We start from the raw sequence: 24,755 nt of genomic DNA on the forward strand, positions 1-24,755 counted from the left end.
CGAAGACGATCATGCCAGACGCCTACGACATGCCGACGGGATTCGCGGGCTTGCGCGGGACGGCACGGATCGGCGCGGGACGCGGGCGACGACGTCGGGCGATACGGGCCCGAACGCGCGGGAGCGTGCGGGGGTGTTCGGCCGCTTTCGGTCGCCCGCGCGGATCGGGGGCGGGGTTCGGCGCGCGGGCCGCGATCACCGGGGAGTCCCGTCGAGGACGACGACGCCGGTGGCCTCGCACCCGACCGGCGGCTCCTGTCCTGTTGCCGTGCGCGGGCCCGGGCCGCAGCCCGGGCCGTCATCCGACCGGGGCGCTGTCCAGACCGCCCTTGTCGGCGTCGCGGACGAAAACGTGGGTGACCGCGTACTCGCGGTGCTGCCTCACCCATCCGTCCGCCGACGCGAGCAGCGCCCGCACGACGGCGCGGGTCTCGGCGGCCCGCGGGTCGGCGCCGTCCGTGCCGGGTGGGACCGGCGCGCGGTCGGTCAGGATGACCAACTCGACGTCGCCGAAGACCACTTCGGTTCTGGCGCCGGTCACGGACGCGCCCTCGGGCGTCGTCTTCAGGAAGGCCACCAGCGCGGCGGCGTACGCGTCGCGCCGGCCCTGCTCGGCGTCGAGGTCGGGCACATAGCCGTACGCGAAGTCGCCGCCCCGGCCCGCCTCGTGCACCTGAAGGACCTCGATGTCGACCTCGCGGTGCGCGGCGGCCCATTCCTCGGCCTCGGCGGCCAGCGTGTCGAGCGCCGGACCGCTGCCCGCCGGAAGGTCGGTGTCGACCATCATGAACAGATCGCCGTCCTGCGCGAAGATCTCGGCGCCGGTCACGTGCGCGCCCTGCGACGTGGTCCTCAGGTGGGCGACCATCCGGTCGCGGTAGGCCGCCCGCTCCTCCGTCGAGACGTCCGACGGATCGGTCCGCCCGTCCGCCGCGCCCGCGGCCGGTCCCCCGGCGGCGTCCTTCTCGCCGCACGCGGTCGCCCCCGCGCTCAGCACCAGCGCCGTCGCCAGCACGGCGGCCTGTCGAATCCCCCATCGCGACAAGGTCGTTCCCCTCCCCGACGACCGTGTGCCGTCACACGGTCGAAGGGACCCTAGCGGTCACGGCGGCCACGCGCGGAGGGCCGTGTCGTAGCGGTCGAGGACGACGCGGGCCAGCGCGGGGTGGGCGCCCAGGGGGGCCGAGGTCGCGGTGGCGCCCGAGGCCGCGGCCTTGCGGGCGAAGTGGCCGGGGGTCATGAGATATCCGGAGACGGCGACGTCGCGGACGCCGTCCGCACGCAGCGCGGCGACGGCCTCGGCGGGGGTCGGGGAGCTCGCGCACAGGTACGACGGGACGACCGTGCGGCCGGTCAGGTCGCGCAACAGCACGGCCATCTCGGCGGCATCGGCGTTCGCGGACGGGTCGGTCGAGCCGGCGGCGGCGAGCACTATCGCCTCGCACTGGGCGGGCAGCGCGTCGTCCGCCGGCTTGGGCGTGCCCGCGCACCACGCCGCGGTCAGCCGCTCGTGCAGGATCGCGGCGAGCCGCGGGTCGGGTCCGAGCACGTCCGCGACCCGTGCGGTGACCCGCGGCGCGGCGGCCAGGGCGGCGGGGATGTCCTCGCGGACGTGGTAGCCGGCGCCGAGCAGCAGCGGCACGACGACGACCGGCCCGGCAAGCCGCGCGAGCGTGTCGGCGAGGAGGGGCGCGGCGACGTCGACGTACCCCAGCTCGACCGGCAGGCCCGGCCGCAGCGCGCGGACCATGTCGAGCAGCGCGGCGGTCGCCGCGAGCCCGGCGGGGTCGCGCGTGCCGTGGGCGACGGCCAGGAGCGGGACGCGGGCACCGGAACACCGTGCGGCGGTCGCCGCGAGCCCGGTGGGGAGGGTCGTCGCGGGGCCGCGCGGAGGGGGTGTGCTCACGGGTCGACCGCCAGGCGGTAGCCGCGCTTGGTGACGGTTCGGACCAAACCCGCGTGGGGGCCGAGGGCCGAGCGCAGTCTCGCGACGGCGGCCTCGACGGCGTGTTCGTCGGCTCGGGCGCCGGTCCAGACCTTTTTCAGGAGTTCCGCGCGGCTCAGGACCCAGCCCGGTCGTTCGGCCAGCGCGCGCAGGACGGCGCCGGGGACCGGGGGGAGCCAGATGACGCGGCCGTCGACGAGCACGGCGTTGCCCTGCAGGACGAGGCGGTCCTTGCCGGTGTCCAGTTCCCGGCGGGCACGTGTCGGCAGTTCCTCGGTGATCATGCGGACGAGGGACCCGAGGCGCCCGCGTTCGGGCCAGAGCGTCTCGATGCCGTGCTCGTTGAGCGGCCGGGCGCAGACCGGGCCGATGCACACCGGCAGCACGTCCCCGCGCAGGGCGTCCAGCAGGTCCGCGACGCGGTCCATCTCCTCGGCGATCTCCAGGAACGCCTCGATCGCGGGTGAGCTGGTGAAGGTGAGGGCGTGGACCTCGCGGCGCACGGTCGCCTCGACGAGCTTGCGGACCGCGGCGGGGTCCTCCGGCGGGCCCCAGCGGTAGACGGGCACGGCGATCACGTCGGCGCCGCGTTCGCTCAGCGCCGCCGCGAAGCCTTCGAGGGGCGCGCCGTGCTCCTGCAGCGCGATACGGCGTCCGCGCAGGTCGCGGGCGAGGAGCCAGTGCAGCAGCTCGTCGTTGGCCTCCGAGCCGGGCGAGTAGACCTCGCGCAGGCCCGCCGCGCGGACCGCCCCGGTGGCCTTCGGGCCCCGGCTGACGATGACGGCCTCGCGGCACGCGGCCACCAGCGCGGTGCCGTGGCCCCAGCCCTCGGCGGCGCTGATCCAGCCTCTCCAGCCGACGCCGGTGGTGGCCACCACGTAGTCGAGCGGTGCCGCGAGGCACGCCTCGGTGGCGCGGCGCAGGACGGTGTCGTCGCCGATCGGGACGATGCGCATCGTGGGCGCCTCGACCACTTTCGCGCCGCGGCGCTGCAGCAAGGCGACCAGTTCGTCGCGACGGCGCGCGGCCGTCACACCGACGGTGAACCCGACCAACGGCTCCGACATGTCCACGGCTGTACCCATGTCGCGAGGCTGACCTACGTGTGTTTCCGGCCTGTTGCGCAGCGGTCACGCCAGGGTTATCGGTGGCCTCGCGGGCGCGTCCGCCGGTGTCGGTGGGTTCACGATCTTTTCGGGCGAGTGTGAGGCAGCCGTACCTCCGCCGCAACACACGTGACCCGGACGCGTAACGGCGTACGGACACGCTCGACGGCATGACACACACCGCCGAGGCCGCCCCGGCACGGACCGCGGTCACCGACACGCACGGGACGAACCGGTCCCCGAGGACCCCCTGCACCCGCTCGTGACGCAAGGAGCCCCCCAGTGATCGAGTCCTCCGTGAATGCCCATGAAGCCCACGAAGCCGGCGCGACCGGCGACACCGCCGCCAAGCGCCTGGTCCTGGTCGGCCACGGCATGGTCGGCCAGCGGTTCCTGGAGGCCCTCGCCGAGCGCGGCGGCTCGTGGCGGGTGACGGTGCTGTGCGAGGAACCCCGCGCGGCGTACGACCGGGTGCACCTGACGTCGTACTTCTCCGGCACCCGCGCCGACGAACTGTCCATGGTCCCGGCCGGGTTCCTCGACGAACACGGCATCGACCTGCGGCTCGGCGACCCCGCGACATCGGTGGACCGCGCGGCGCGGACCGTGACCGCGCGCAGCGGCGAGGTCTTCGGCTACGACGCGCTGGTGCTGGCGACCGGCTCCTTCCCGTTCGTTCCGCCGGTGCCCGGCCACGACGCCGAAGGCTGCTTCGTCTACCGCACGATCGAGGACCTGGAGGCCATCGAGTCCTGGGCGAGGACCGCCACGACCGGCGCGGTCGTCGGCGGCGGGCTGCTCGGCCTGGAGGCCGCCGGCGCGCTGAAGGCGATGGGTCTCGACACGCATGTCGTCGAGTTCGCGCCGCGCCTGATGGCCCTTCAGGTCGACGAGGGCGGCGGCGCGGCGCTGCGCCGCAAGATCGAGGAACTCGGCGTCACCGTGCACGCCGGGGCCGGCACGCAGGAGATCGGCGTCGGCGACGACGGCCGCGCGTGCGCGATGAGCCTGTCGAACGGCGAGAAACTCGACGTCGACCTGGTGATCTTCTCGGCGGGCGTCCGGCCGCGCGACCAACTCGCCCGCGACTGCGGCCTGGACGTCGGCGAACGCGGCGGCATCGTCGTCGACGCGACCTGCCGCACCTCCGACCCGCACGTGTGGGCCATCGGCGAATGCGCGCTCGCGAGCGACGGGCGCGTCTACGGGCTGGTCGCCCCCGGCTACCAGATGGCCGAGGCGGTCGCCCGCGAACTCACCGACGGCACCGGGTCGTTCACCGGCGCCGACACCTCCACCAAGCTCAAGCTGCTCGGCGTCGACGTCGCGAGCTTCGGCGACGCGCACGGCACCGCCGAGGGCTGCCTGGAGGTGCTGTACTCCAACAGCCGCGAGGGCGTCTACAAGAAGCTCGTCGTCTCCGCCGACGGCAGGCTGCTCGGCGGCGTGCTGGTCGGCGACGCCGGATCGTACGACCTGCTCCGACCGCTGTGCCTGTCCGGCGCCGAACTCCCCGCTCCCCCCGAACAGTTGGTGCTTCCCGCATCGGCCGGCGCGCCCGTCGCCATCGGCGTCTCCGCGCTGCCCGACGAAGCGCTGGTGTGCTCGTGCCACAACGTCAGCAAGGGCGCGATCCGTTCGGCGGTCACCGCCGACGGCTGCGCCGACGTCCCGTCGGTCAAGAAGTGCACGCGCGCCGGCACCGGCTGCGGCTCGTGCGTGAAGATGCTCACCACCATCGTGCGGGACGAACTCACCGCCAACGGCGTCGAGGTCGCCAAGGGCCTGTGCGAGCACTTCGAACACACCCGCGCCGAACTCTTCGAGATCATCCAGGTGCGCGGCATCACCGGCTTCGCGCGGCTCGTCGACGAACACGGCACCGGCTCCGGCTGCGACATCTGCAAGCCCGTCGTCGCCTCGATCCTCGCGTCGCTGTCGAACGGCCACATCCTCGACGGCGAACAGGCCTCGCTCCAGGACACCAACGACCACTTCCTCGCCAACCTGCAGCGCAACGGCTCGTATTCGGTCGTCCCGAGGATTCCCGGCGGCGAGATCACCCCCGCGAGCCTCATCACGATCGGCGAGGTCGCCCGCGACTTCGGGCTCTACACCAAGATCACCGGAGGCCAGCGCATCGACCTCTTCGGGGCCTCCGTCGACCAACTCCCGCTCATCTGGAAGCGCTTGGTCGACGCCGGCTTCGAATCCGGACACGCGTACGGCAAGGCGCTGCGCACCGTCAAGTCGTGCGTCGGCGAGACGTGGTGCCGGTACGGAGTACAGGACTCGGTCGGCCTCGCGATCGAACTGGAGCTGCGCTACCGGGGGTTGCGCTCCCCCCACAAGCTCAAGTCGGCCGTGTCGGGCTGCGCGCGCGAATGCGCCGAGGCGCAGAGCAAGGACTTCGGCGTCATCGCGACCTCGGCCGGCTGGAACCTCTACGTCGGCGGCAACGGCGGCATGACACCCCGGCACGCGGACCTGCTCGCCTCCGACCTCGACCACGACACGCTGATCCGCACGATCGACCGGTTCCTGATGTTCTACATCCGCACCGCCGAGCGCCTGGAGCGCACCGCGCCGTGGGTCGAGCGCATGGAGGGCGGACTCGACCACCTGCGCGCGGTGATCATGGACGATTCGCTCGGGATCTGCGACGACCTCGACGAGCTGATGCAGCGCCACGTCGAGACGTACGAGGACGAATGGCGCGCGACCCTCGAAGACCCGGACCGCCTGCGGCGCTTCGTGTCGTTCGTCAACGCGCCCGGCACCCCCGACCCCAGCGTCACCTTCGTCGCCGAGCGCGACCAGATCCGCCCCGCCAAGCCCGGCGAGGACGGCGCGCCCCTCCCCACCGCCGGCCTCATCGCCGGCCCGACCCTGGAGGTAAGGACCTCGTGACTGCGGAACTCGCGGAACGCGCGACGGAACGCGCCGTCGACGCCCACGTGCAGATCGCCACGGCCGACGGCGGCTGGACGACGGTGTGCGGCGTGGCCCAACTGGTGCCGGGACGCGGCGTCGCCGCGCTCGTCGACGGCGAGCAGGTCGCGGTCTTCCTCGACCGCGACGGCACCGTCTACGCCGTCGGCAACCTGGACCCGTTCAGCGGCGCGCACGTCATCTCGCGCGGCCTCGTCGGCTCGCGCAAGGGCGTGCCCGTGGTGATGTCCCCGATGTACAAGGAAGCCTTCGACCTACGCACCGGCCTGTGCCTGGACGGCGACGACCAGGCCGTCGCCCTCCCGGTGCACGAGGTGCGCGTCCGCGAGACCGTCGCGGCGGAGGTCGTCTGACCCCGCCCGAACGGACCCGGTGTGCGCATCAACGGCGCTGCGCACACCCGGCCTTCGGCCCGGAGGGACCTCGCCGCCCACCGGGCCGAGGTCCGGCGGAACCCGCCGACGCGGGATGCCGCGCCCGACGGTGACCGGACAGTCGCCGGCTTCGACCGCGGCTACGGCACCTACGCCGAGCAGATCGTCGTCGCGGCGGCCGACGTCGCCGTCGTCCCCGACGATCTTGACCTGACGGCGACCGCTGCGGGGAAGGTGGTCAGGCCGCGCCAGCAGTTCCACGATGATCGGCCTGCCGGCGACCGTCCCGCTCAACGGGCCGGCCGCCGCGCGGGGGTCGCCGGCCTGCTCGCCCGCGCCGCCGGCGAACTCCCCGCCCGGGTCCACGCGTTCGTCCCCGTGGACCAGGCCGCCGACGCCCACAGGGCCACGGCCGAGGGCGGACTCCGCGGCCGGTACGTCATCCGCCCCTGAACGGACGCCACCGCGGCGGCCCCCCGCCTGCCGCGCCGAGGAGTGGGGCGTCAGATCTCTCCGGCCGTGCGTTTGTCGAGGCCGGCCTTCGTCGCCTCCGGGTTCCACAGGCCGACGGCCTTGTTCTTGGCCTCGGTCGCGCTCTTGCTGGCGTCGTCGGCGTCCTTGCGGTTGTCGGTCCGCTTCGCGCTCTTGCCGCGCTTGCACGCGCCGTCGGCGCTCTCGCGGCCCCACGCGGCGTAGGCGCGGTCCGCCTTGGCGGAGGCCTGCCACGCCTCGCGCAACGACGCCGCGAGCTCGTCGCCGCGCGCGATCTCGTCCACCTTCAGCGCGCCGAGCGCGCCCACCTGCCGGTCACGCTGCTCGGCCGCCGCGTCGAGCGACCGCACGGCGTTCGCGATGTCGCCGCACTTCTGGATCTCGCGCACCGCCTCCTGGACCGTGGTCCGCGACCCCGCGCTCACGTCGAACAGCTCGTCCAGCTGCTGGGCCTGGGATTTCGGCGGCGGGGCCGACGTGGCCGGAGCGGTCGGCGACGCGGACGCCGAAGCGGACGCCGACGCGGACGCCGACGGCGCGGGGGCGTCGGTCGTCGGGCCGCCGCCGGTGTTCTTGGCGTCGTCGTCCCCGCCGAGGGCCCCGGTCGCGAACAGGATGACGGCCAGCAGCACGACAACGGCCCCGACCGCCCCGGCCACGACCGCCGCGCGCGGCACGCCCTGGCCCGTCCCGCGGCCCGAGCCGCCGTCGGCGTCGGTGCGGCGGCGCGGCATCGCGGGCGCGGAGTATTGCGGCTGCGCCGCGTACTGCGGCCCGGCGGGGTGCGGCGGGGCACCGGGAGGCGGGGCGGGGTAGCCGGACACGGGAGCCGCGTACCCCGGGCCGGGGGGCCGACCGGGCGTCCGGCCGGGAGCGGGGGCCGCGGGCGGCTCCTCGCGGAACAGGCCCTCGGGGAAGACCTGCGTGGGCTGCGGGGCGGGCGCCTGCGGCGCGTCGGGGCCGGGCGGGTACGGGCCGGGACCCGGCGGATGCGGGACCGCGCCGGGCGGATACGGGACGGGACCGGGCGGGTACGGCCCCGGGCCGGACGCCGGATACGAAGGCGGCGGATACCCGGGCACCGCACCCCCGGCCTGCGGCGGGGGCGGCTGCGCGGGCGGCGGGCCGCCCGGGTGCGGCGGGGGCGGCATCGACGGCGGCGCGACCTGCGCGGCCCCGGCGCCGCCGTCGCCGTACGACGCGTATTCGTCGTAGGCGGGCAGCAACTCCGTCTCGTCACGCGGCAGTTCCAGCGGGCCGAAGATCGACAGTCCCTCGTCTCTCGGCGCGTTGGGGTCACCCCCGTGCGCCCCCGATCCAGGCCTGCGGCTCATGTCCGTCCCGTCTCCTCGTACGCGGTGCCGACATCCGTGCCGACGCTAGCCGAGACGCCCAACATGCGAACAGCGGTTCGGCCCGCGCCCCCGAGATTGTGTCGCGACCACCACAGGCGCAGGCTCGGGGGGAGCGAGAACACGGCGCGCGCCGGCCGATGCCCACCACGAAGCCCGGCAACCGCACGCGCGCGCACGCACCCGGCCGGCCCCCGCGCGCGCCCGCGTTCGAGGAGTACAAATCCGACATCACCCGGCCGTGCCCCACACGATCCGGCCGCGCCCGCCGTCGCTCGTGCTCGTGTGCGTGCTCGTGCGCGCGACCGCGCGTGCCGGACGCGGTTTGCCGCCCGCGCACCGACACGCCCTCGCCAACCCGCCCCACCCGGGCGGCCCGCCGCCCGCGCAGCCGCCCCCGCCGCAGGCCGGGGGTGCGGTGCCCGGGTATCCGCCGCCTTCGTATCCGGCGTCCGGCCCGGGGCCGTACCCGCCCGGTCCCGTCCCGCATCCGCGCGTGCGCGGCCGAGCACGCTGGGCCCGCCGTCGACCCGTGTGCGTGGGCGCGCGACCGCGCGTGCCGAACCCGGCGGGGCCGCGCCCGACTTCGCGCGGACGTGACCCCGCGTGCTGGGCCCGGCCCGCCGTCGACGCGCTCCCCGCACGTGCTCGCGATCCCGCAGACGAACCCGGTGGCGCCGCGCCCCCACACGCCCCGCGAACCGGCCGCGCACGGCGTCGGTTCCGTACATGACGGTGCCCCCGGCGTCGGCCCCGTTGACGCCGGAGGCACCGTGGGCCCGGCATGCCTGCGTCCCGGTTGTCCTTCACGGGGCGCGGCGCGGGCCGTCCGGAGGGGGTGGTGCCACGGTCAGGCCGGGACCACCTCCCGCTCGTCCTCCTCGTACGCCGCGCGCACCGCGGCCATGAAGTCGCGGGCCACCGGCTCGCCCGACCACGGCGTCAACCGCCGCTGGAAGTCGCGCAGATACTCCTGGCCGCGCTCCGAGTGCAGCCGCACGACCAGCCCGAGCGCGTCGCTCGCGACCGCGCACGCCTCGTCGAGCCGGTTCTGCTGGAGGTGGGCGGTCGCCAGCAGCAGCGTGTCGACCGCACGCCGGCGCACGCGCGTCTCGGCATGCCCTTCGAGGGCCGCCCGCGCCGCCTCCTCGGCCTGTCGGGGCCGGTCGAGATCGCGGTAGCAGTGCGCGAACTCGTCGGCCAGGTAAGCCCGGTCGAAGTGGGCTATCCAGGTCGGGTCGTCCTCGGGGCGCGAGTGCTCCATCGCCGTCTCGGCCCGCGCCAGCGCGCTCTCGCAGGCGCGCATGTCGCCCAACTGCGCGTGCCCGCGCGCCTCCGCGGCGTGGAACATCGCCATCGTCGTCGCGGTCGCGCCCTGCCCGGTCGCGATCGACTTCGACCCTTCCTGTGCGGCACGTGCCAATTGCGTTATCTCGCGCGGGTTTCCGAGGTTGCCGGCCAGGTGGCTCATCCCGGCGGCGAGCACATAGCCGCCGTACGGCCGGTCCCCCGCCGCCTGCGCGAGCCGCAGCGCCTGGATGTAGTAGCGCTGCGCCAGACCGGGCTGCCCGGTGTCGACGGCCATGTAGCCGGCCAGTTCGGTCAGCCGCGACACCGCCGCGAACAAATCGCGCCCGGTCGCGTCGCCGTACGTCCCGTTCAACAGCCCCGAGACGACCGACCCGAGGTAGTGCACGACCACCGGGCGGATGTGCCCCGCGCCGAAGCGGTGGTCGAGCACCGACAGCATCTCGGTCGTGGCCCGCACCGCCTCCACGTCGGTCGCCCCGACGCGGGGGCCGCCGGCCCGGGACACCTCCGCGTCCGGCGCGGTGATCAGCCAGTCGCGGCTCGGCGCGACCAGCGCGGCCACCGCGACCGACGAATTCAGCAGGAAGTCACGGCGGTTGACGTCGCTGCGCCACAACTCCGTGACCACGTCGACGGTCGCGGCCGGTGTCGGGGCGAACTGCAGCCCGACATTGGTCGCCAGGCTCCGCCCGTCGGCCATGCCGATCTCGTCGACCGTCACCGGGCGGCCCAGTTTGCGGCCGAGGGCCTCGGCGATCAGGTTCGGCACCGCGCCGCGCGGCTGCTGGCCGCGCAGCCAGCGGGCCACGGACGTCTTGTCGTAGCGCAGGTCCATGCCCTGCTCGGCGCCACACATGTTGACGCGCCGCGCGAGGCCGGCGTTGGAGCATCCCGCCTCGTGTATCAGCGACGCGAGGCGTTCGTTGGGCTGGCGTGTCACGAGCGACCGTGCGGCCATCGGCGTCCTCCCCTGTGGAGCCGCTCCGGAGTCCCGGCCTGCCGCTCCTGTCTGCTGTGTGCCTTGCGGTCGAACTCCCTTCGGAGCCAAGGTCCGAAGAAAACCGGTACATCGTTCGTGACGGACGGTAGCCACTCGAACGCACCCGCCGATAGCCTCCCGACACCCTGCGCCCCTGTCGCCGCATCCGTGCGCCCCCGGTGCGCCCGGCCGTACGGTCCAGGCGCGAACGGCCGCCGCACGGGCGGAACGGGGTGCCCGCGGGCGCTCGAACGCCATGACGGAATCATCGAAATAGTCGGTGAATCACGTGAGTTGACACAGTTGAGCATGATCGTCCCGACATGCTCGGGAAGGGAAGACCCGCGCGGCACCGAAGCTGACAGCCACTCTTTCGAGTGATTTTGGTCAAGTGAGCGAATCCCGTGTGCGCCCCCAGTAACCAATGCGCCGTCGCGCAGTTGTGAGGGCGTGGAAGAGAACCTCGGGGGTTCGCGGCACACCCGCGACACATCGCGCGACACATTGGCAGAGGCGGCCGTCCGCTACGCGGAGGAACGCCATTGGGACGTCGCTCCGGGAGCGTCCGTCGAGAGCACCGCCACGGGCCGCCGGTGCAGTTGCGGGCATTCCGCGTGCGCCGCCCCCGGCGCGCACCCTCGGCACCGCGACTGGGCCGCGCAGGCCGCCGGCAGTCCCGGCACGATCCGCCGCTGGTGGGCCGACCACCCCGGGGCGGCGATCCTGTTGCCCACCGGCCGCGCCTTCGACGTCATCGACGTCGCGGAACCCGCCGGATGCCTCGCCCTCGCGCGTCTCGAACGCCTCGGGCTGCCGCTCGGCCCGGTCATCGCGACGCCCGGCCGGCGCCTCCAGTTCCTCGTCATGCCGGGCGCCCGCGACAAGATGCCCGACCTGCTGCGGCGCAGCGGCTGGGGCGCGCCCGCCATCGACATGGTGTGCCGGGGCGACGGCGACTACGTCGTCGCCCCGCCGTCCCCGATGGGCTCCGGCGGCATCGCGACCTGGGCCCGCGAACCCACGACGGCCAACCGGTGGCTCCCCGAGGCCCGCGAGCTGGTCGACCCGATCGCGTACGCGTGCACCCAGTCGGCCTCCCGCACGCGCCCCCGGCGCACGGCGGCCCGCGCGGTTCGCTGACGCGGTGACGGGCGCGGCTCACCGATCCTCGCCGCCGGGCACGGGACGCGGCAGACCGGCCGCGGTCGGTGTGGCGAGAACCGGCGAATCCGTGTGGCCGCCGCACCGGACAAACGGCTGACCCTCCGTCACCCGCGTCGCCGCCTGGCGTGGACGCGGCTTGCGCCTTGCGGCTGTCGGCTGTCGGTCGTCGGCTGTCGCGATCACGCCCGGGACCGGCACGCCCGCACGCGTGGGCCCCGCTGAGGCGGTGACCCGAGGGACCACCGGTCACCACCGTGTCCGCCATTTCTGGTGCGTCCGGTGTGTCCGGTGTGTCCGGGACCGACGCCTCGACCGAGGCATCGCCGGACAGGCCGGACACCGCAGGCCCCGGGGCGGTCGGTGTCCCCGGGGCCTGCGGTGTCCTGTCGGCGTCTCGCCGAAGTTCGGCCGATGTTCGAGCGATGTTCGGCGACCGTCGGCGGAGAATTCGACCGATGTTCCGCGGCCCGCGCGGTACGGGTCAGCCGGCCGTCGCCGGCACCGCGGCCGCCGTCTGCTCGGCGGGCGGCGCCACGCCGCGGCGTACCTCGCCCACGGCCGGGAGGAACAGGCAGCACAGGCCCGCCACCAGCGACGAGATGCCGATGACCAGGAAGACCGTCTGCGGCACGACCTTGAGGAAGATCAGGCTGGTGAACAGCACGCCGCCGACGTTGCCGAACGCGCCGACCAGGCCCGAGATCTGGCCCGACACGCGGTGCTGGATCTGCGGCACGATCGCGTACACCGCGCCGTTGCCGCCCTGGATGAACACCGAGGCCAGCGCGAGCAGCGCGACGCTCTGCCACACGGGCCAGCCGGAGTCGATGCGCCACAGCACCAGGTAGCACAGGAACGCCCCGAGGAGCAGCCCCAGCAGCGTGAGCTTGCGGCGCCCCGTGCGGTCCGAGAGCCACCCGCCGAACGGGCGCGTGACCAGGTTGGTGCCGGCGAAGCACGCCGCCGCGGTGGCCGCGGTCGTGGTGTCCATGTCGAACAGCGTGCCGAAGAAGTTCGGCAGCCAGGCCGCCATCGTCAGCTCCGCACCGAAGGTGACCAGGTACGCCACCGCCAGCAGCCCCACCGCGGCGAACGGGTAGTGCTCCAGCTCGGGCCGTTCACCGCGCAGCACCCCGCGGTTCGACTTGACCACCGCGAAGATCTGGTACGCGAGCCACAGCGCGACAACGGCGTACAGCACCACCGCGGTCGGATCGTTGACGACGCCGGAGAACGTCTTCGTACCCGCGGGCGTGGTCGCGGTGTAGTCCGCGTTGAGGCGGTACACGACGAACCCGAGCGCGACCGCGAGCGGCACCTGGAGGGCCATCAGGCCGAATACGGCCGGCCGGCTGGTGACCTGGAGCCCGGGTTTGCGCGCGGGGCGCTCGTACGTCTTGCCGTCGGGAACGTCGCGCGCCATCGCCAGGAAGCACACCCCGTACACCGCGGCCAGCACGCCCGCGAAGCCGACGCCCCAGCGCCACGCGCCCTCGCCGTCCGCGAGCGCCGCCACGAAGACCGGCAGCGTCAGCGCCGCGGCGGCGGAGCCGAAGTTGCCCCAACCGCCGTAGTAGCCCTCCGCGGTGCCCAACTCGCGCTTGGGGAACCACTCGGCGACCAGCCGGATGCCGACCACGAAGCCCGCGCCGACGATGCTCACCATGAGGCGGCTGATCACCAGCATCGAATACGACTGCGCCAGCGCGAAGATGGTGTTCGGGACCGCCGCGAAGATCAGGAGAGCGCCGTAGACGCGGCGCGGGCCGTACCGGTCGACGAGCAGGCCGATCAGGGTGCGCGCCGGGATGGTCAGGGCGATGTTGCACAGCGCCAGCGTGGCCTTCTGGCCCCCGGTCAGATGGAATTCCTCGCCGATGTCGTCGATGAACGGCGCCATGTCGAACCACAGGACGAAGCTCACCAGGAACGCCAGCATCGCCAGGTGCAGCATGCGGTAGCGCCCGCGGAACGACAGCAGCGCGCGCAGCTTCGGCGGCTCGTCGGCGGCGTCGGTGGTCGCGGGGTTGGCCATGGGGTCCTCCGTCGGTGCCTCTGGGCGGAGCGTCGGTTCCTGTCGGACCTCAGCGACGGTGCCAAGCCCGTGTTTCCCGGGAACGTCACGTCATGGCGGACAAAGAAACAATCCGTTCATTCCGGAATGCTCACCGCGTGAGGAAACGCGCGTGGGATCCGCGCGCCGACGGGCGGCCGACCGCCCGGGGGCGCGACCGACCCGCGCATCGGGCACCGACGCGCGACGGTCTTGTCCGGGCCGCCTTCGACCTTGACCGTGTGATCGGCGAGCGGCCCGTACCGCCGCGTCCGCCCGCGGAGCCGCACACCGTGCGGCGCGGGCGGGACGCGCACGAGGCCGCAGTGCTCACCCCGAGACTTTCCTGCCCGTGCAGTGCCCATTTCCGTGGCTCTGCCGCCCGGTGCGGCGTGCCCACGTCCGGGCCGCGCGCCGTCGCCTCGTCGGAGGAGACCCGCGCACGCTCGCGCGCACGAGGTTGTGTCCGAGTCGCCGAGGCGCGAGATCCCCGGGCCACGGTGGAGGGCCAGTTCCGGCGTATGCCTCCGCCGTCCCGGCAATCGGCGATTTTCGCCCCGCGCCCACACGTCAGGGCACGCGTCAGGGCCGCGTGGGGCGGGTGCGTCGTGCCGACGCACGCGCCCCACGCGGGAGAACCCGCCCGCTACCCGCCGATCACCGTGCGGCGACGAACACGTGTGCGGCGATGTCCGGCGAAAGCTCCGCCGCCTCGCCGCCACTGCCCGCCATGACGCCGCCCGGCGACTCGTGCACACTCACCACCGCGCCCGGGCGGACCCCGGCGCGCCGCAGCGTGTACATCAGCTGGGCGTCGGTCTGCAGCGGCTCGCCGATGCGGCGCACCACCACGTTCTTGCCCTCGGGCCCCGCGACGTCCAGCAGCGTCCCCAGGCCGTGCATGAAGTCGTCCGCGTGCATCTCGCGGTCGAGCTCCTCCAGGCCCGGGATGGGGTTGCCGTACGGCGACTCCTTCGGGTGATGCAGCAGTTCGAGCAGCCTGCGCTCGACCTGCTCGCTCATCACGTGTTCCCACCGGCACGCTTCCGCGTGCACCTGCTCCCAGGGCAACCCGATGACGTCGACGAGCAGGCACTCGGCGAGCCGGTGCTTGCGCATGACGCGTGTGGCGAGGTGCCTGCCTTCGTCGGTCAACTCCAGATGCCGGTCGCCTTCGACGGTGAGCAGACCGTCGCGCTCCATGCGCGCGACGGTCTGGCTGACGGTCGGTCCGCTCTGCCCGAGCCGTTCGGCGATGCGGGCGCGCAGCGGGACCACGCCCTCCTCTTCCAGCTCGAAAATGGTCCGGAGGTACATCTCCGTGGTGTCGATGAGTGCACTCACGACCGCCAGCTCCGTTTCTTCGTGGTCCTGCCCCCAATTCTGTCCCACCGACGCGGCGGCCGGGACCGTCCGCACGTATGAGGACGACGCGTCGGGAGCACCCGCGCCGAACTCACCCCGGCGGGTACGCCGCCCGCTCCGGCGCGCTGTGTCACGACAACGTCCCGGGAGCGTGTTCTGCTCCCGATCGGGCCCACCGGGTTGTGCCCGGAGGGAAGCGTACGGCGGACCCGCGGGCCGTGCCGACCGCTCGGACCCGCGCATGGGCAGGCCGCGGGTGTGGGTCTGCAACCCAACCACATCGCCCTCCCCCGGCACACCTGTCACGCCGCTTCCGCGGTGCCCGCGCCACCCCCGCCCCGGCCCGCTCGCGCGCGGTCGGGACGCGGCACGGCTGGGTACGGTGAAGTGCATGGCAGAGGCTGACAGTACGTTCCGCGCCCTCGACACCCTCACCGTCGCGAGGCGCTTCAACGGCCCTCCGAGGTCGGGCAACGGAGGATATGTCGCGGGTCTGCTCGCCCGCCAGACACCGGACGCGTCGGCCACGGTCACCCTGCGGCTGCCGCCCCCGCTGGAGCGCGAGATGCGCGTGCGGGACGACGACGGCGCCACCCGCCTCTACGACGGAACCGCGCTGATCGCCGAGGCCGTGCGGGCCGACACGGCGACCGCGAACGCCTTCGCGCCCATCGACCCCGTGCCGTACGACACGGCCGCCGAGGCGTCCGCGGCCTTTCTCGCCGCGCGCCACCGCCACCCGTACCCGACCTGCTTCGTGTGCGGGACCAGCCGCGTGGAGGGCGACGGCATGCGGCTGTTCCCCGGCAGGCTGCCGGGGCGGCCCGACACGACGGCGTGCGCGTGGGTGCCGGACCCGTCGCTCGCCGGCCCCGACGGTGTGCGCGTCCGGCCCGAGTTCGTGTGGGCCGCGCTGGACTGCCCCGGTGCGTGGACCGCCCTCGACTCCGCGACCCCGGCCCTCCTCCTCGGCCGCATCACCGCCCGGGTCGACGCCCTGCCGTACCTCGGCGAACGCTGCGTCGTGATGGGCCATCTCCTGGCCCGCGAGGGGCGCAAGGTGCACACGGCGACGACGCTGTACGACGGCGACGGGCGCGTCGCCGGGCACGCGGAAGCCGTGTGGATCGAGCCGCGCCGGAGCTGATCGACCGCTCGGCTCCGCGCCTCGCCCGACCCGCCTTGCACCGCGCTCCGCAACCACGGCGGCGCCGGATTCTCGCGGTCCCGGGGCCGCGCCGCGGAAATCACCGCGACGGCACCGGCCCGGGAGCCCCCTCACGGCGTCGGGTTCCGCGCGTCGTAGTGCCAGAACCCGCGCCACCGCAGCACCAGCAGCAGCACCGCGACCACGCACGCGAGGCCGCCGCCGATCACCGCGACGCGCTCGGTCGTCAGCGTCGCGATGCTGCCGGAGCCGAAGTCGCCGAGCCGGGGGCCGCCCGCCACCACGACGGTGAAGACGCCCGCGAGGCGCCCGCGCATCTCGTCCGGCGTCGCGACCTGCAGGATCGTGTTGCGGAAGACACCACTGATGGTGTCCGCGCAGCCCGCGACGGCGAGGAAGACCAGCCCCAGCCACAGCCACCGCGTCGTGCCGAACGCCGCGATCGCGAGCCCCCACGCGACGATCGACCAGATGACCGCGCGCCCCTGGTGGCGGACGCGGCCGAGCCAGCCGGAGAAGAACGCGCCCACGAAACCGCCGACGGCGGGCGCGGCGGCGAGCAGCCCGACGGTCTTGGCGTCGCCTCCGTACCAGGCCGCCGCGACAGCCGGGAAGAGTGCGCGCGGCATACCGAAGGCCATCGCGGCGATGTCGGCCATGAAGGTCATGCGGACATTGGGGCGCGTCCGCAGATAACGGAAGCCCTCGGCGACCGAGGCCCGCTTGGCCGGTCCCGTGGCGCCGTCCGCCCGGAGCGGCGGCATCGACGGAAGCCGCCACATGGCGTACAGCGCGAAGCCGAAGCCCAGCGCGTCGACGACGTACACGGCCTGCGTGCTCCACACGCCGATCACCAGGCCCGCCAGCAACGGGCCGGCCGTCATGCTGACCGTCATGCTCAGCATCGACAGCGCGTTGGCGGCGGGCAGGTGCTCGGCGGGCAGCAGACGCGGGATCATCGCCGCGCGCGTCGGACTGTTGACCGCGAAGAACCCCGACTGGAGGGCCACCACCGCGTACAGCAGCCACACCTGCCGCAGCCCCGCGACCGCCTGCACCGCGAGGATCAGGCTCATCACCGACAGCCCGGTCGAGGTGATCATCCCGAGCCTGCGCCGGTCCACGCTGTCGGCGACCGCCCCGCCGACCAGCCCGAAGAAGATGAGCGGCCCCAGCGAGAACAGCCCGACGAGGCCGACCGAGAAATTCGACCCGGTGAGGTCGTACGCCTGCACCGCGACCGCGAGCGCGGTCATCTGCTGGCCCAGCGAGCTGATCGTCGCCCCGGACCACAGCCGCCGGTAGTCCGCCGACATCCGCAGCGGCGTCACATCCGCGACCACGGCCCCCGCGAGCCGCCGGAACCGCCCGCCCGAAGACCCCTTCGGCGGCGCGGGCCCGTCGGCGACCGGTACGGCGGTTTCCGGTACGGCGGTTTCCGGTACGGCGGTTTCCGGTACGGCGGTTTCCGCTGCGGAGCCGCCGGGCGACGTCTCGGGCGTCACGGGCTCAGGGGTCACAGGCACCCCGCGACTCAACCGCGCCGACTCCCGGCCGCCTACCCCCGACCCGCGTGACATCCCCCACGCCCACCCCGGACGGGCAACCGTCGCCGGACCGCCGCGTATTCCCCGCCCGCGCGTGAGAACGACCACCCGAATATTGCCTTGCCGCCCGCCCGGACCCGACCTACCTTGTGCGGTACACGGGAAAGGAGGTGGTCTGACTTGCATAGCATTCGGACGCGTGAGGTGGCTGCCAGCTAGCCGCCACTCCGGTCTCCCGACCGAAGTCTGGCCCGTCTCGACTGCAGCGCGACGGGAAGCACCAGGCGGTCGGCGAATACCAGGCAGACACCCGACCCGCAGGCTCGCCGAGGACGTCCCCTCGGCACCTCCCGCCAGGGAGAAGGCCTGCGGGTCGCTGCGTTCCCCGCCCGCGTGCACGGCACCGCGAACCCGTTCCTGATCACCGCGGGGGCGCTGACGGCGTACGCGGTCCTCCGACCCGGACCTCACCGTCTGCCCGCCCGCACTGCGGGACATCGTCGCGGCCTGCCTCGCGAAGGGCCCGGCGACCGCCCCCCTGCCCGCCGACATCGCCGCCGCGTGCCGGGGCGCCGCGACGCCGGGCGCACCCGGGACGTGGCTGCCGCCCGCGCTCGCGGCGGAGGCCCGCGGCCGGGGGGCACCGCCGGAGGGCGCGGCCGCCGCACCACCGATCCCGCCGCCTCCGATGCCGGACGTCGACACGGACCCGACGGTGCGCGTGTCGCCGGCCGCCACAGCCCTGCTCCCCGACGACACGCAGCCCGTCGCCGCCGATCCCCCGGACCGACGTGGCCGATGGCCCTGGATCGCCGCCGGCGCCGCGGTCCTGGCCGTGGCCATCATCGCGGCCGTTGTCGTCCCCCCTCCTCGACGACGACAAGAGCGGGCAATCGGACGGTAGTTCGGCATGGACCGAAGTGAAGTCCGAGGTACCGTTCACCATCTCGGCGCCGGACATCGCCCCGACCGGCTACTTTTACAACGGCTACTGCATGCAAAGCACCGCGACGTACGTCTATCTGGCGGCTCTCGCCGTGGTCGCCGACAGCCGCGACGTCCCGGACAACGAGGTCCCTCCGGCAGTGACCCTCAAGTACGGCGCGTGTTACACCGCGGACTACGCGTCCCCCGGTGACCCGATCACCGCCGAACTGCGGCTCCTCGACGGCCGCGGCGTCCTGGGCGGCATCGACGCGCGCGACCCGTCTCCCGAGGACTGCCGCGACGCCGCCCGCCGCGCGGACATCCCGAACGTCATCACGCTCGAACAGATCCGCACGGACAGCGTGTTGCACAAAGACCGGGGAATCTGCGCCGAGACCGCCGACGGGACGGTGGTCTTCCTCTGGATCAACCAAGCCCACGAGATCCCCGGCACGCAGGGCCTGCGCACGTACTCCATGATCGCGACGCAGTGGAAGCCGGCGACGCAGGGCACGCAACCGCCGGGGTAGCGTGGCCGGATGAGCACTCAGCAGCGCGTTGCCGTCGTCACCGGGGCGAGCAGCGGCATCGGGGCGGCCACCGCGCGCGGGCTGGCGGCCGACGGGTTCCACGTCGTCCTGACCGCGCGTCGGGCGGACCGCATCGAGGCGATCGCCGCCGAACTGACCGGCGCGGGCCTGGCCGCGACCGCGTACCCCTTGGACGTCACCGACCGCGACGCGGTCAACGTCTTCGCGGACTCGCTGCCGCGCTGCGATGTGCTCGTCGCCAACGCCGGAGGAGCGCTCGGCACCGAGCCAGTCGAGACGGGCGATCCCGAGGACTGGCTGTCGATGTACCAGGTCAACGTCCTGGGGACGCTGCACACCACGCAGGCGCTGCTGCCCGCCCTGGTGGCGAGCGGCGCGGGCACGGTCGTGGTGATGTCGTCCACGGCGGGCCACCAGGCGTACGAAGGCGGCGGCGGATACGTCGCCGCCAAGCACGGCACCCACGCGATCGCCGCAACGCTGCGCCTGGAGCTGAGCGGCCGCCCGGTCCGCGTGATCGAAATCGCCCCCGGCATGGTCAAGACCGAAGAATTCGCCGTCAACCGCATGCGCGGCAACGCGGCCAAGGCCGCCGAGGTCTACGCGGGCGTCGCGGAGCCGTTGACCGCTGAAGACATCGCCGACGCGGTCACCTGGGCCGTCACCCGCCCCCGCCACGTCAACATCGACTTGATGGTTCTGCGCCCCCTCGCCCAAGCGGCCCAGCACAAGGTGCACCGCGAGTAGGTCACAAGGTCCGCAGCCCGGTCAGAAGTCGCTGCAAGAGCCACGGATCAGCCCTGACGAGGGGACGTACGCCTGCCGACGTTCGACGACGCGGCAGCACGGTCGGCAGGGCTTCGGGCACGGCGATCTCCGCCCACACGACCTTGCCACGGGGCGTACGGCAATACCCCCACCGAGCCGCCGCCTCATCAACAAGCAGCAACCCCCGCCCACCCTCCGCATCGTCATCGGGCTGGAGAAGGACGGGCGTCGCATCGGAGGTGTCCCACACCTCAATGACAATGCTCGCGTCCAACCCGAGAATACGTACGAACACCAGCTCTAACGCGGCCAGTTCCGACCACGGCGGACTCTGCTCAAGCACGCCGCCGGTCGCCTTCACGGCATTGGTCACCAACTCGCTCACCACAAGCGCCGCATCGGCGGCGATCGTACGAGCCCGCCACTTCCCCAGCGTCAGCTTCGCAAAAGTTCGAGCGACACTGACCGCCGAATCCGTGGCCACCAGGCTGAGTTGGTCGACGAACCGCGCGTGCTGCGTGAAGTAGAAGGGCACTTCGTTACCGGCAAGTTCGGTCATGCGGGACCCTCCAAACTGACGACCTGCGCGTTCGTCTGATGCGCGATGTGCAGACACATCGCGCGCTGGAGCGGTCGGGTTCGAGCCAAGTCCCCGTACGACGGCACGACAACACGCCGCGCCTCGGCCCGCTGGACGGCCTCGACCAGTTCGGCGAAGGCGGGAATGCGGTCGCTCACCGTCTCCCGGAACACCGCCTCCAACGCGAAGCCTTCGAGTTCGGCGTACGCGGCAATCGCGTCGTGCTTCTGCTTCACCTCCTCGTCGGATGTGCCATCCGGAACACGCATGTAGCCGAAGATCAGCGGTTTCACGGCTTCCCTCCCTCTCATCCCTCAGCGCATGCCGGTGACCATCCGTCCGCCTTTGGCAGCGGAACGCGACATCTGCGCTTACCCAGCATGCTCATGCCTAACAAGCTTGTGCAAGACTCTTGAATGCCTACCATGCATATGAGCGAAACTTGCTGAGTCGGGCGGCTGTCGGCGAGACTCGCCGCGACGAGCCGTGCAAACGAAGGGACGGGGCACGTGGCCCAGATGCCGACAGCTCGTCTGCGCCGCTTGGCGCGCACGTTGCGCGGGCTGCGCAACGAACGAGGGCTGACCAGGGAAGAAGTCGCGGCACGCACCAGCGTCAACGAGGCGACGTTGTACCGCTTGGAGACCGCAAAGGGACGTCCGCAGCGCCGTACGTTGCTCACGTTGCTTGATACTTATGATGTCGACAGCGACAAGCGCGAAGCGATCCTGGCACTTTCGACGCAGGCGGCCGAACAAGGGTGGCTTCGGCCGTATCACGCGGATCTCCGTGATGAGTACGTCGGGTACATCAGCTTCGAGATCGAGGCCCGATCCGTGCGCAACTATGAGTCGTTGGTCGTGCCTGGCCTGCTACAGACCGAGCGCTACGCCCAAGCCGCGATCCGGGGTGTACTCCCGACCGCCACCGCCACGAAAGTGGACCAGCGAGTACTGGCCCGGATGGAACGACAGACCTCGTTCACCAATGACCCGCCGCTGGAACTCTGGGCGATCGTGGACGAGGCGGCTTTGCGGCGACTCGTCGGTGGCCCAGACGTCATGATCGAGCAGTTGAACCACTTGGCAGAGATGTCAACGCGGCCTTACGTGACGCTGCAAGTCATCCCCTACACCGCCGGTTCACACAGCGGCATGCACGGTAGCTTCGTGCTGATGGACTTCCCGGACCCGGATGACCCCGAACTCGTGTACATCGAGAGCATGGCCGGTGACCTCTTTCTGGAAACCGACGAGGACATCCGTCGGTACAACCAAATCTTCGACCATCTACGGGCCGTGGCGCTCAGCCCCGGTAACTCGGCAAACCTGATCACCGCAGTGGCCCGAGAAATCGCATGAAAGAAGGCAATTTCAATGCGCAAGTTTGACTGCACCAATGCTGCGTGGCGCAAGAGCAGTTACAGCGGCGGCGAGGGACAGTGCGTCGAAGTCGCCGTCATACGCGGTGCCGTGGCAACACGCGACAGCAAGAACCCCGACCGCCCCGCCGTCGTGTTTACTCCCGAGAGCTGGAGCAACCTCGAACTGACCCTTCGCAACAACGAGTTCACAAGCCGCATATGAACCCTCCCACTAACGCCCACACGACTTGGCGCAAGAGCACCCACAGCGGCCAGCAGGCCAACTGTCTGGAGTGGCAACAGGCCAGCGCCGCACAACAGATAGCCCTCCGCGACTCGAAATCAGGCGCCCACGCCCCACACCTGACCATCCCTCACCCGAGCTGGCTCAGCTTCGTCGACGCCCTCGCCGACCGTACGTAACCAGCGGTTTCGCGCGTCATGCTGTGGGCGGCACGGTCGGGCCCGAGGGGGAGCCGAACCACACGTGCCCGCCGTGCCCGTCGACGGTCAGGCCGAACCCCTCCGGCTCCGGGCGCCCGTGTTCGCGGAACCAGCGGACGGCGTCGGAGAATTCCGTAGCCAGATCGTCGGGGCCGAACTCGTGCGTCACAGCCGGCTGTCCCTCGCCGTACGAGATCGCCGCGCAAGACGGGTTGCCTTCTGGCGAACTTCGGTACAGGTAACGCGTCTTGATGCCGTCTGCCTCGGTGACCGTGGTCACCACGTCCGGCATCAGGAAGCCGAGCACCAACGGCATGAACCCGGTCGTTCCGATGTCCAGCCATTCACCGGCGAGTTCAGATTCCCCACGCCGTGCGTTGTCGAGCCACCCATCAGGGAATGTCGGCCACGACCACCGTTGCGAGCGAGCCTTCATGTAACTCAGCCCGTCCGCGAACCGCCCGCACGCGGAACCGTCCGGGCGTACCTCCAACCCGACCAGCACGTCATGCGACGGCGCGAACGAAGTTCCCCACGGCAGGACAATCCGCGCTCCGGGACGCGCTTGGGCGAGCCACGTGGCCGGAACCTGCCTGATGCCGCACGTCACGAACACCCGGTCGTAGGGCGCGCCTTGCGCGTACCCGCCCAAGCCGTCGCCCGTGATGACGCGGATGTCGACACCGACCTCCGCAAGGGCGACCCGCGCGCCGTCGGCGAGTGACTTGTCGATCTCGACGGACACCACGGACCCGGTCGGCCCGACACGGTCTGCCAACAGGGCCGCCGTATATCCCGTGCCTGTGCCGATTTCCAGGACACGATGCCCCTCGGCCACGTCGAGGGCATCCAGCATCCGCCGCACGGTCGTGGGCATGGAGCACGAGCACGTCGCGACTTTCTCGCCGACGACCTCCGCGCCGTCGTTCCACTGCGTGACGATGACGGTGTCCGTGTTCACGAGCGACCGCCACAGCCCCGGGTCGGCGGCCCGGTCGACAAGCACGTCGTCGGCCTCACCGTGCCAAAACGCGGCAGGGATGAACGGGGCCCGGTCACGGCCGAGCAGGGCCAAGGAGAAATTGTCCCCGGCCCCGCTCGTCTGTCCTCCCTCACTCGTCATCGCGACGGTGCCTTCCGGGTCCGGCCGGCGGTGTGCCGTCCCGATCAGGCTTTCCCGGCGGCGGGTTCGGCCTCGGCTGTGGATTTGGATCCGGCATGCGCTTCTCCTCGTTCACTTCGGCTGCGGCGGTGGTGGGGGTGGTGGCAGCGGCGGCTCCACGATCGGAGCCCTGGGCCCTCGGTGCTTGCCCACGGACCTGCACCTCCTCACGAGGTACGAACTTCCGCTCACGTCACGACCACACTGCCGCAGTCGGCGGGTCCTCCAGTCCCCCATGTGCACAGAGTTCTACGGCAGTTCGGCGCATGAGCCGACCAAGTGACGTGAGCTAAGCGAAGGACTCGTACGCGCGTCCGATCAGCACGCGTGCTTCCGTGCCATACACCGCCAGCGTGGACAGCGCCGCGAACGCCTTGACATAGTCGTCGATTTCGCTCGGAACGATGACGTTCACCTCGGCGGCGAGCAACTCGGAACTTGCCCGCGTGCCGTCGAAGAGCGTGAACGTTTCCATCGCCCAGATGTCCCGGCGATCCGCGGCAAGAGGGACGATCCCGATCGATACCTGCGGGTACGCCATGACCGCACGCAGATGGTCCAACTGCCCTGCCATCGTCGCCGCGTCCGCCGAGCGGTAATACAACACCGCTTCCTCCACCAAGAACGCGAACGTGCGGCCCGGCCGCCGCATGATCCCGGAGCGTTCCACCCGCGCGGTCGCGGCCTGCTCGGAGTCGTCGGGGACGCCACGGAATCGGGAGATCGTCGCGAACAGCGCTTTCGCATACGCGTGTGTCTGCAAGAACCCCGGCACGACGTCCGACGAGTACGTGCGGAACGTCTTCGTCCGCTCGTACAGCGGACGATACGAGTCCTGCAACCGCGTCAGCCCACCGCGCTCGCGTCGCCGCCACTGCGCGTACATCTCGTCCACCGCGAACATCGTCGCGACCAGATCGTCTGCCTGTTCCGGCACGCCGCACACCCGGCACCACGCCTCGATGTCCGCGACGCCGGGCAATGTCGTGGCCGTGAGTATCCGCGACGACTTCGACGGATGCCACCCGGCGGCCGCAGCCACCTTGACGCCGTCCAGGCCGGCCCGAAACATAACCTCCTTGAGCCGCGCGGCGAGCGCGTCACGGGCCTGTTGGGCACTGGACGATGGGGACCCGGCCATGTTCAGGTGCG

The 24,755-nt window shown here is 72.3% G+C and carries 22 protein-coding genes; 10 read left to right on the plus strand and 12 right to left on the minus strand.

Features of this window, described 5'->3' with window-relative positions:
• Positions 1 to 298: 298 nt before the first annotated feature.
• From LO772_RS15030 to LO772_RS15040, 3 genes are read right to left on the minus strand one after another with little or no spacing between them, the layout of a single operon-like run.
• Positions 299 to 1,045 (minus strand): hypothetical protein, encoded by a 747-nt coding sequence (locus LO772_RS15030; protein ID WP_231778908.1) that lies wholly within the window; start codon positions 1,043 to 1,045, stop codon positions 299 to 301.
• A 57-nt stretch (positions 1,046 to 1,102) separates the two neighbouring features.
• Positions 1,103 to 1,906 (minus strand): sirohydrochlorin chelatase, encoded by an 804-nt coding sequence (locus tag LO772_RS15035; RefSeq protein WP_231778909.1) that lies wholly within the window; start codon positions 1,904 to 1,906, stop codon positions 1,103 to 1,105.
• Complete coding sequence (locus LO772_RS15040; RefSeq protein ID WP_231778910.1) at positions 1,903 to 3,030, minus strand: uroporphyrinogen-III synthase; 1,128 nt, start codon at positions 3,028 to 3,030, stop codon at positions 1,903 to 1,905. Before LO772_RS15040 ends, LO772_RS15035 begins: the two co-directional genes overlap by 4 nt.
• 396 nt (positions 3,031 to 3,426) lie before the next feature.
• On the opposite strand from LO772_RS15040, the gene nirB reads away from it, so the two are divergent.
• The 3 genes from nirB to LO772_RS15055 are packed head-to-tail and all read left to right on the plus strand — an operon-like array spanning position 3,427 to position 6,830.
• Positions 3,427 to 5,961: a nitrite reductase large subunit NirB gene (gene nirB, locus LO772_RS15045; RefSeq protein ID WP_231779566.1), complete on the plus strand. Its 2,535-nt coding sequence runs from the start codon at positions 3,427 to 3,429 to the stop codon at positions 5,959 to 5,961.
• Positions 5,958 to 6,356: a nitrite reductase small subunit NirD gene (gene nirD / locus LO772_RS15050; RefSeq protein ID WP_443089418.1), complete on the plus strand. Its 399-nt coding sequence runs from the start codon at positions 5,958 to 5,960 to the stop codon at positions 6,354 to 6,356. The genes nirB and nirD overlap by 4 nt, the downstream gene beginning before the upstream one ends.
• A 21-nt stretch (positions 6,357 to 6,377) precedes the next feature.
• On the plus strand, positions 6,378 to 6,830 hold the full coding sequence (locus LO772_RS15055; RefSeq protein WP_231778911.1) for a hypothetical protein: 453 nt from the start codon (positions 6,378 to 6,380) through the stop codon (positions 6,828 to 6,830).
• A 50-nt stretch (positions 6,831 to 6,880) separates the two neighbouring features.
• Here the strand turns inward: LO772_RS15055 and LO772_RS35810 are convergent, their stop codons facing one another.
• Positions 6,881 to 8,203 (minus strand): hypothetical protein, encoded by a 1,323-nt coding sequence (locus LO772_RS35810; RefSeq protein WP_269453213.1) that lies wholly within the window; start codon positions 8,201 to 8,203, stop codon positions 6,881 to 6,883.
• A gap of 868 nt (positions 8,204 to 9,071) precedes the next feature.
• Positions 9,072 to 10,490 carry a transcriptional regulator gene (locus tag LO772_RS15065; protein WP_231778912.1) on the minus strand — a complete coding sequence of 473 codons (1,419 nt, stop codon included), beginning with the start codon at positions 10,488 to 10,490 and terminating at the stop codon, positions 9,072 to 9,074.
• A gap of 471 nt (positions 10,491 to 10,961) precedes the next feature.
• Between LO772_RS15065 and LO772_RS15070 the strand changes: the two genes are divergently transcribed.
• Entirely contained in the window at positions 10,962 to 11,651 is a 690-nt protein-coding gene (locus LO772_RS15070; RefSeq protein WP_231778913.1) for a bifunctional DNA primase/polymerase, read from the plus strand.
• A 505-nt stretch (positions 11,652 to 12,156) separates the two neighbouring features.
• On the opposite strand, the gene LO772_RS15075 is transcribed toward LO772_RS15070, so the two are convergent.
• Both LO772_RS15075 and LO772_RS15080 read right to left on the minus strand, forming a co-directional pair.
• Positions 12,157 to 13,710, minus strand: a complete 1,554-nt coding sequence (locus LO772_RS15075; RefSeq protein ID WP_231778914.1) for an MFS transporter — start codon at positions 13,708 to 13,710, stop codon at positions 12,157 to 12,159.
• Positions 13,711 to 14,385: 675 nt separating this feature from the next.
• Positions 14,386 to 15,072 carry a metal-dependent transcriptional regulator gene (locus LO772_RS15080; protein WP_231778915.1) on the minus strand — a complete coding sequence of 229 codons (687 nt, stop codon included), beginning with the start codon at positions 15,070 to 15,072 and terminating at the stop codon, positions 14,386 to 14,388.
• A gap of 412 nt (positions 15,073 to 15,484) precedes the next feature.
• Between LO772_RS15080 and LO772_RS15085 the strand changes: the two genes are divergently transcribed.
• Positions 15,485 to 16,240 (plus strand): hypothetical protein, encoded by a 756-nt coding sequence (locus LO772_RS15085; protein ID WP_231778916.1) that lies wholly within the window; start codon positions 15,485 to 15,487, stop codon positions 16,238 to 16,240.
• 131 nt (positions 16,241 to 16,371) lie between these two features.
• Here the strand turns inward: LO772_RS15085 and LO772_RS15090 are convergent, their stop codons facing one another.
• Positions 16,372 to 17,841, minus strand: a complete 1,470-nt coding sequence (locus LO772_RS15090; protein WP_443089419.1) for an MFS transporter — start codon at positions 17,839 to 17,841, stop codon at positions 16,372 to 16,374.
• Positions 17,842 to 18,728: 887 nt separating this feature from the next.
• Here LO772_RS15090 and LO772_RS15095 point away from each other — a divergent pair.
• Together LO772_RS15095 and LO772_RS15100 are read left to right on the plus strand one after the other, a co-directional pair.
• The gene (locus LO772_RS15095) at positions 18,729 to 19,265 is read left to right on the plus strand and encodes a hypothetical protein (protein WP_231778917.1); all 537 of its coding nucleotides are present in this window, start codon (positions 18,729 to 18,731) and stop codon (positions 19,263 to 19,265) included.
• Positions 19,266 to 19,274: 9 nt separating this feature from the next.
• Positions 19,275 to 20,033, plus strand: coding sequence for an SDR family NAD(P)-dependent oxidoreductase (locus LO772_RS15100; RefSeq protein ID WP_231778918.1), 759 nt, complete (start codon positions 19,275 to 19,277; stop codon positions 20,031 to 20,033).
• A 1-nt stretch (position 20,034) separates the two neighbouring features.
• Here LO772_RS15100 and LO772_RS15105 read toward each other — a convergent pair whose 3' ends face one another.
• Together LO772_RS15105 and LO772_RS15110 are read right to left on the minus strand one after the other, a co-directional pair.
• The gene (locus tag LO772_RS15105) at positions 20,035 to 20,613 is read right to left on the minus strand and encodes an ATP-binding protein (protein ID WP_231778919.1); all 579 of its coding nucleotides are present in this window, start codon (positions 20,611 to 20,613) and stop codon (positions 20,035 to 20,037) included.
• Positions 20,610 to 20,927: a recombinase family protein gene (locus tag LO772_RS15110; RefSeq protein ID WP_231778920.1), complete on the minus strand. Its 318-nt coding sequence runs from the start codon at positions 20,925 to 20,927 to the stop codon at positions 20,610 to 20,612. Before LO772_RS15110 ends, LO772_RS15105 begins: the two co-directional genes overlap by 4 nt.
• A 225-nt stretch (positions 20,928 to 21,152) precedes the next feature.
• On the opposite strand from LO772_RS15110, the gene LO772_RS15115 reads away from it, so the two are divergent.
• The 3 genes from LO772_RS15115 to LO772_RS15125 are packed head-to-tail and all read left to right on the plus strand — an operon-like array spanning position 21,153 to position 22,420.
• Positions 21,153 to 21,995, plus strand: a complete 843-nt coding sequence (locus LO772_RS15115; RefSeq protein ID WP_231779569.1) for a helix-turn-helix domain-containing protein — start codon at positions 21,153 to 21,155, stop codon at positions 21,993 to 21,995.
• Positions 21,996 to 22,010: 15 nt separating this feature from the next.
• Positions 22,011 to 22,220, plus strand: a complete 210-nt coding sequence (locus LO772_RS15120; protein WP_231778921.1) for a DUF397 domain-containing protein — start codon at positions 22,011 to 22,013, stop codon at positions 22,218 to 22,220.
• Complete coding sequence (locus tag LO772_RS15125) at positions 22,217 to 22,420, plus strand: DUF397 domain-containing protein (RefSeq protein WP_231778922.1); 204 nt, start codon at positions 22,217 to 22,219, stop codon at positions 22,418 to 22,420. The genes LO772_RS15120 and LO772_RS15125 overlap by 4 nt, the downstream gene beginning before the upstream one ends.
• Before the next feature lie 16 nt (positions 22,421 to 22,436).
• Here LO772_RS15125 and LO772_RS15130 read toward each other — a convergent pair whose 3' ends face one another.
• Both LO772_RS15130 and LO772_RS15135 read right to left on the minus strand, forming a co-directional pair.
• Positions 22,437 to 23,516, minus strand: a complete 1,080-nt coding sequence (locus LO772_RS15130; RefSeq protein ID WP_231778923.1) for a methyltransferase domain-containing protein — start codon at positions 23,514 to 23,516, stop codon at positions 22,437 to 22,439.
• A 376-nt stretch (positions 23,517 to 23,892) separates the two neighbouring features.
• On the minus strand, positions 23,893 to 24,744 hold the full coding sequence (locus tag LO772_RS15135) for a helix-turn-helix domain-containing protein (RefSeq protein WP_231778924.1): 852 nt from the start codon (positions 24,742 to 24,744) through the stop codon (positions 23,893 to 23,895).
• Between the last annotated feature and the right edge of the window lie 11 nt (positions 24,745 to 24,755).

It is taken from the genome of Yinghuangia sp. ASG 101 (assembly GCF_021165735.1).
Lineage (GTDB): Bacteria > Actinomycetota > Actinomycetes > Streptomycetales > Streptomycetaceae > Yinghuangia.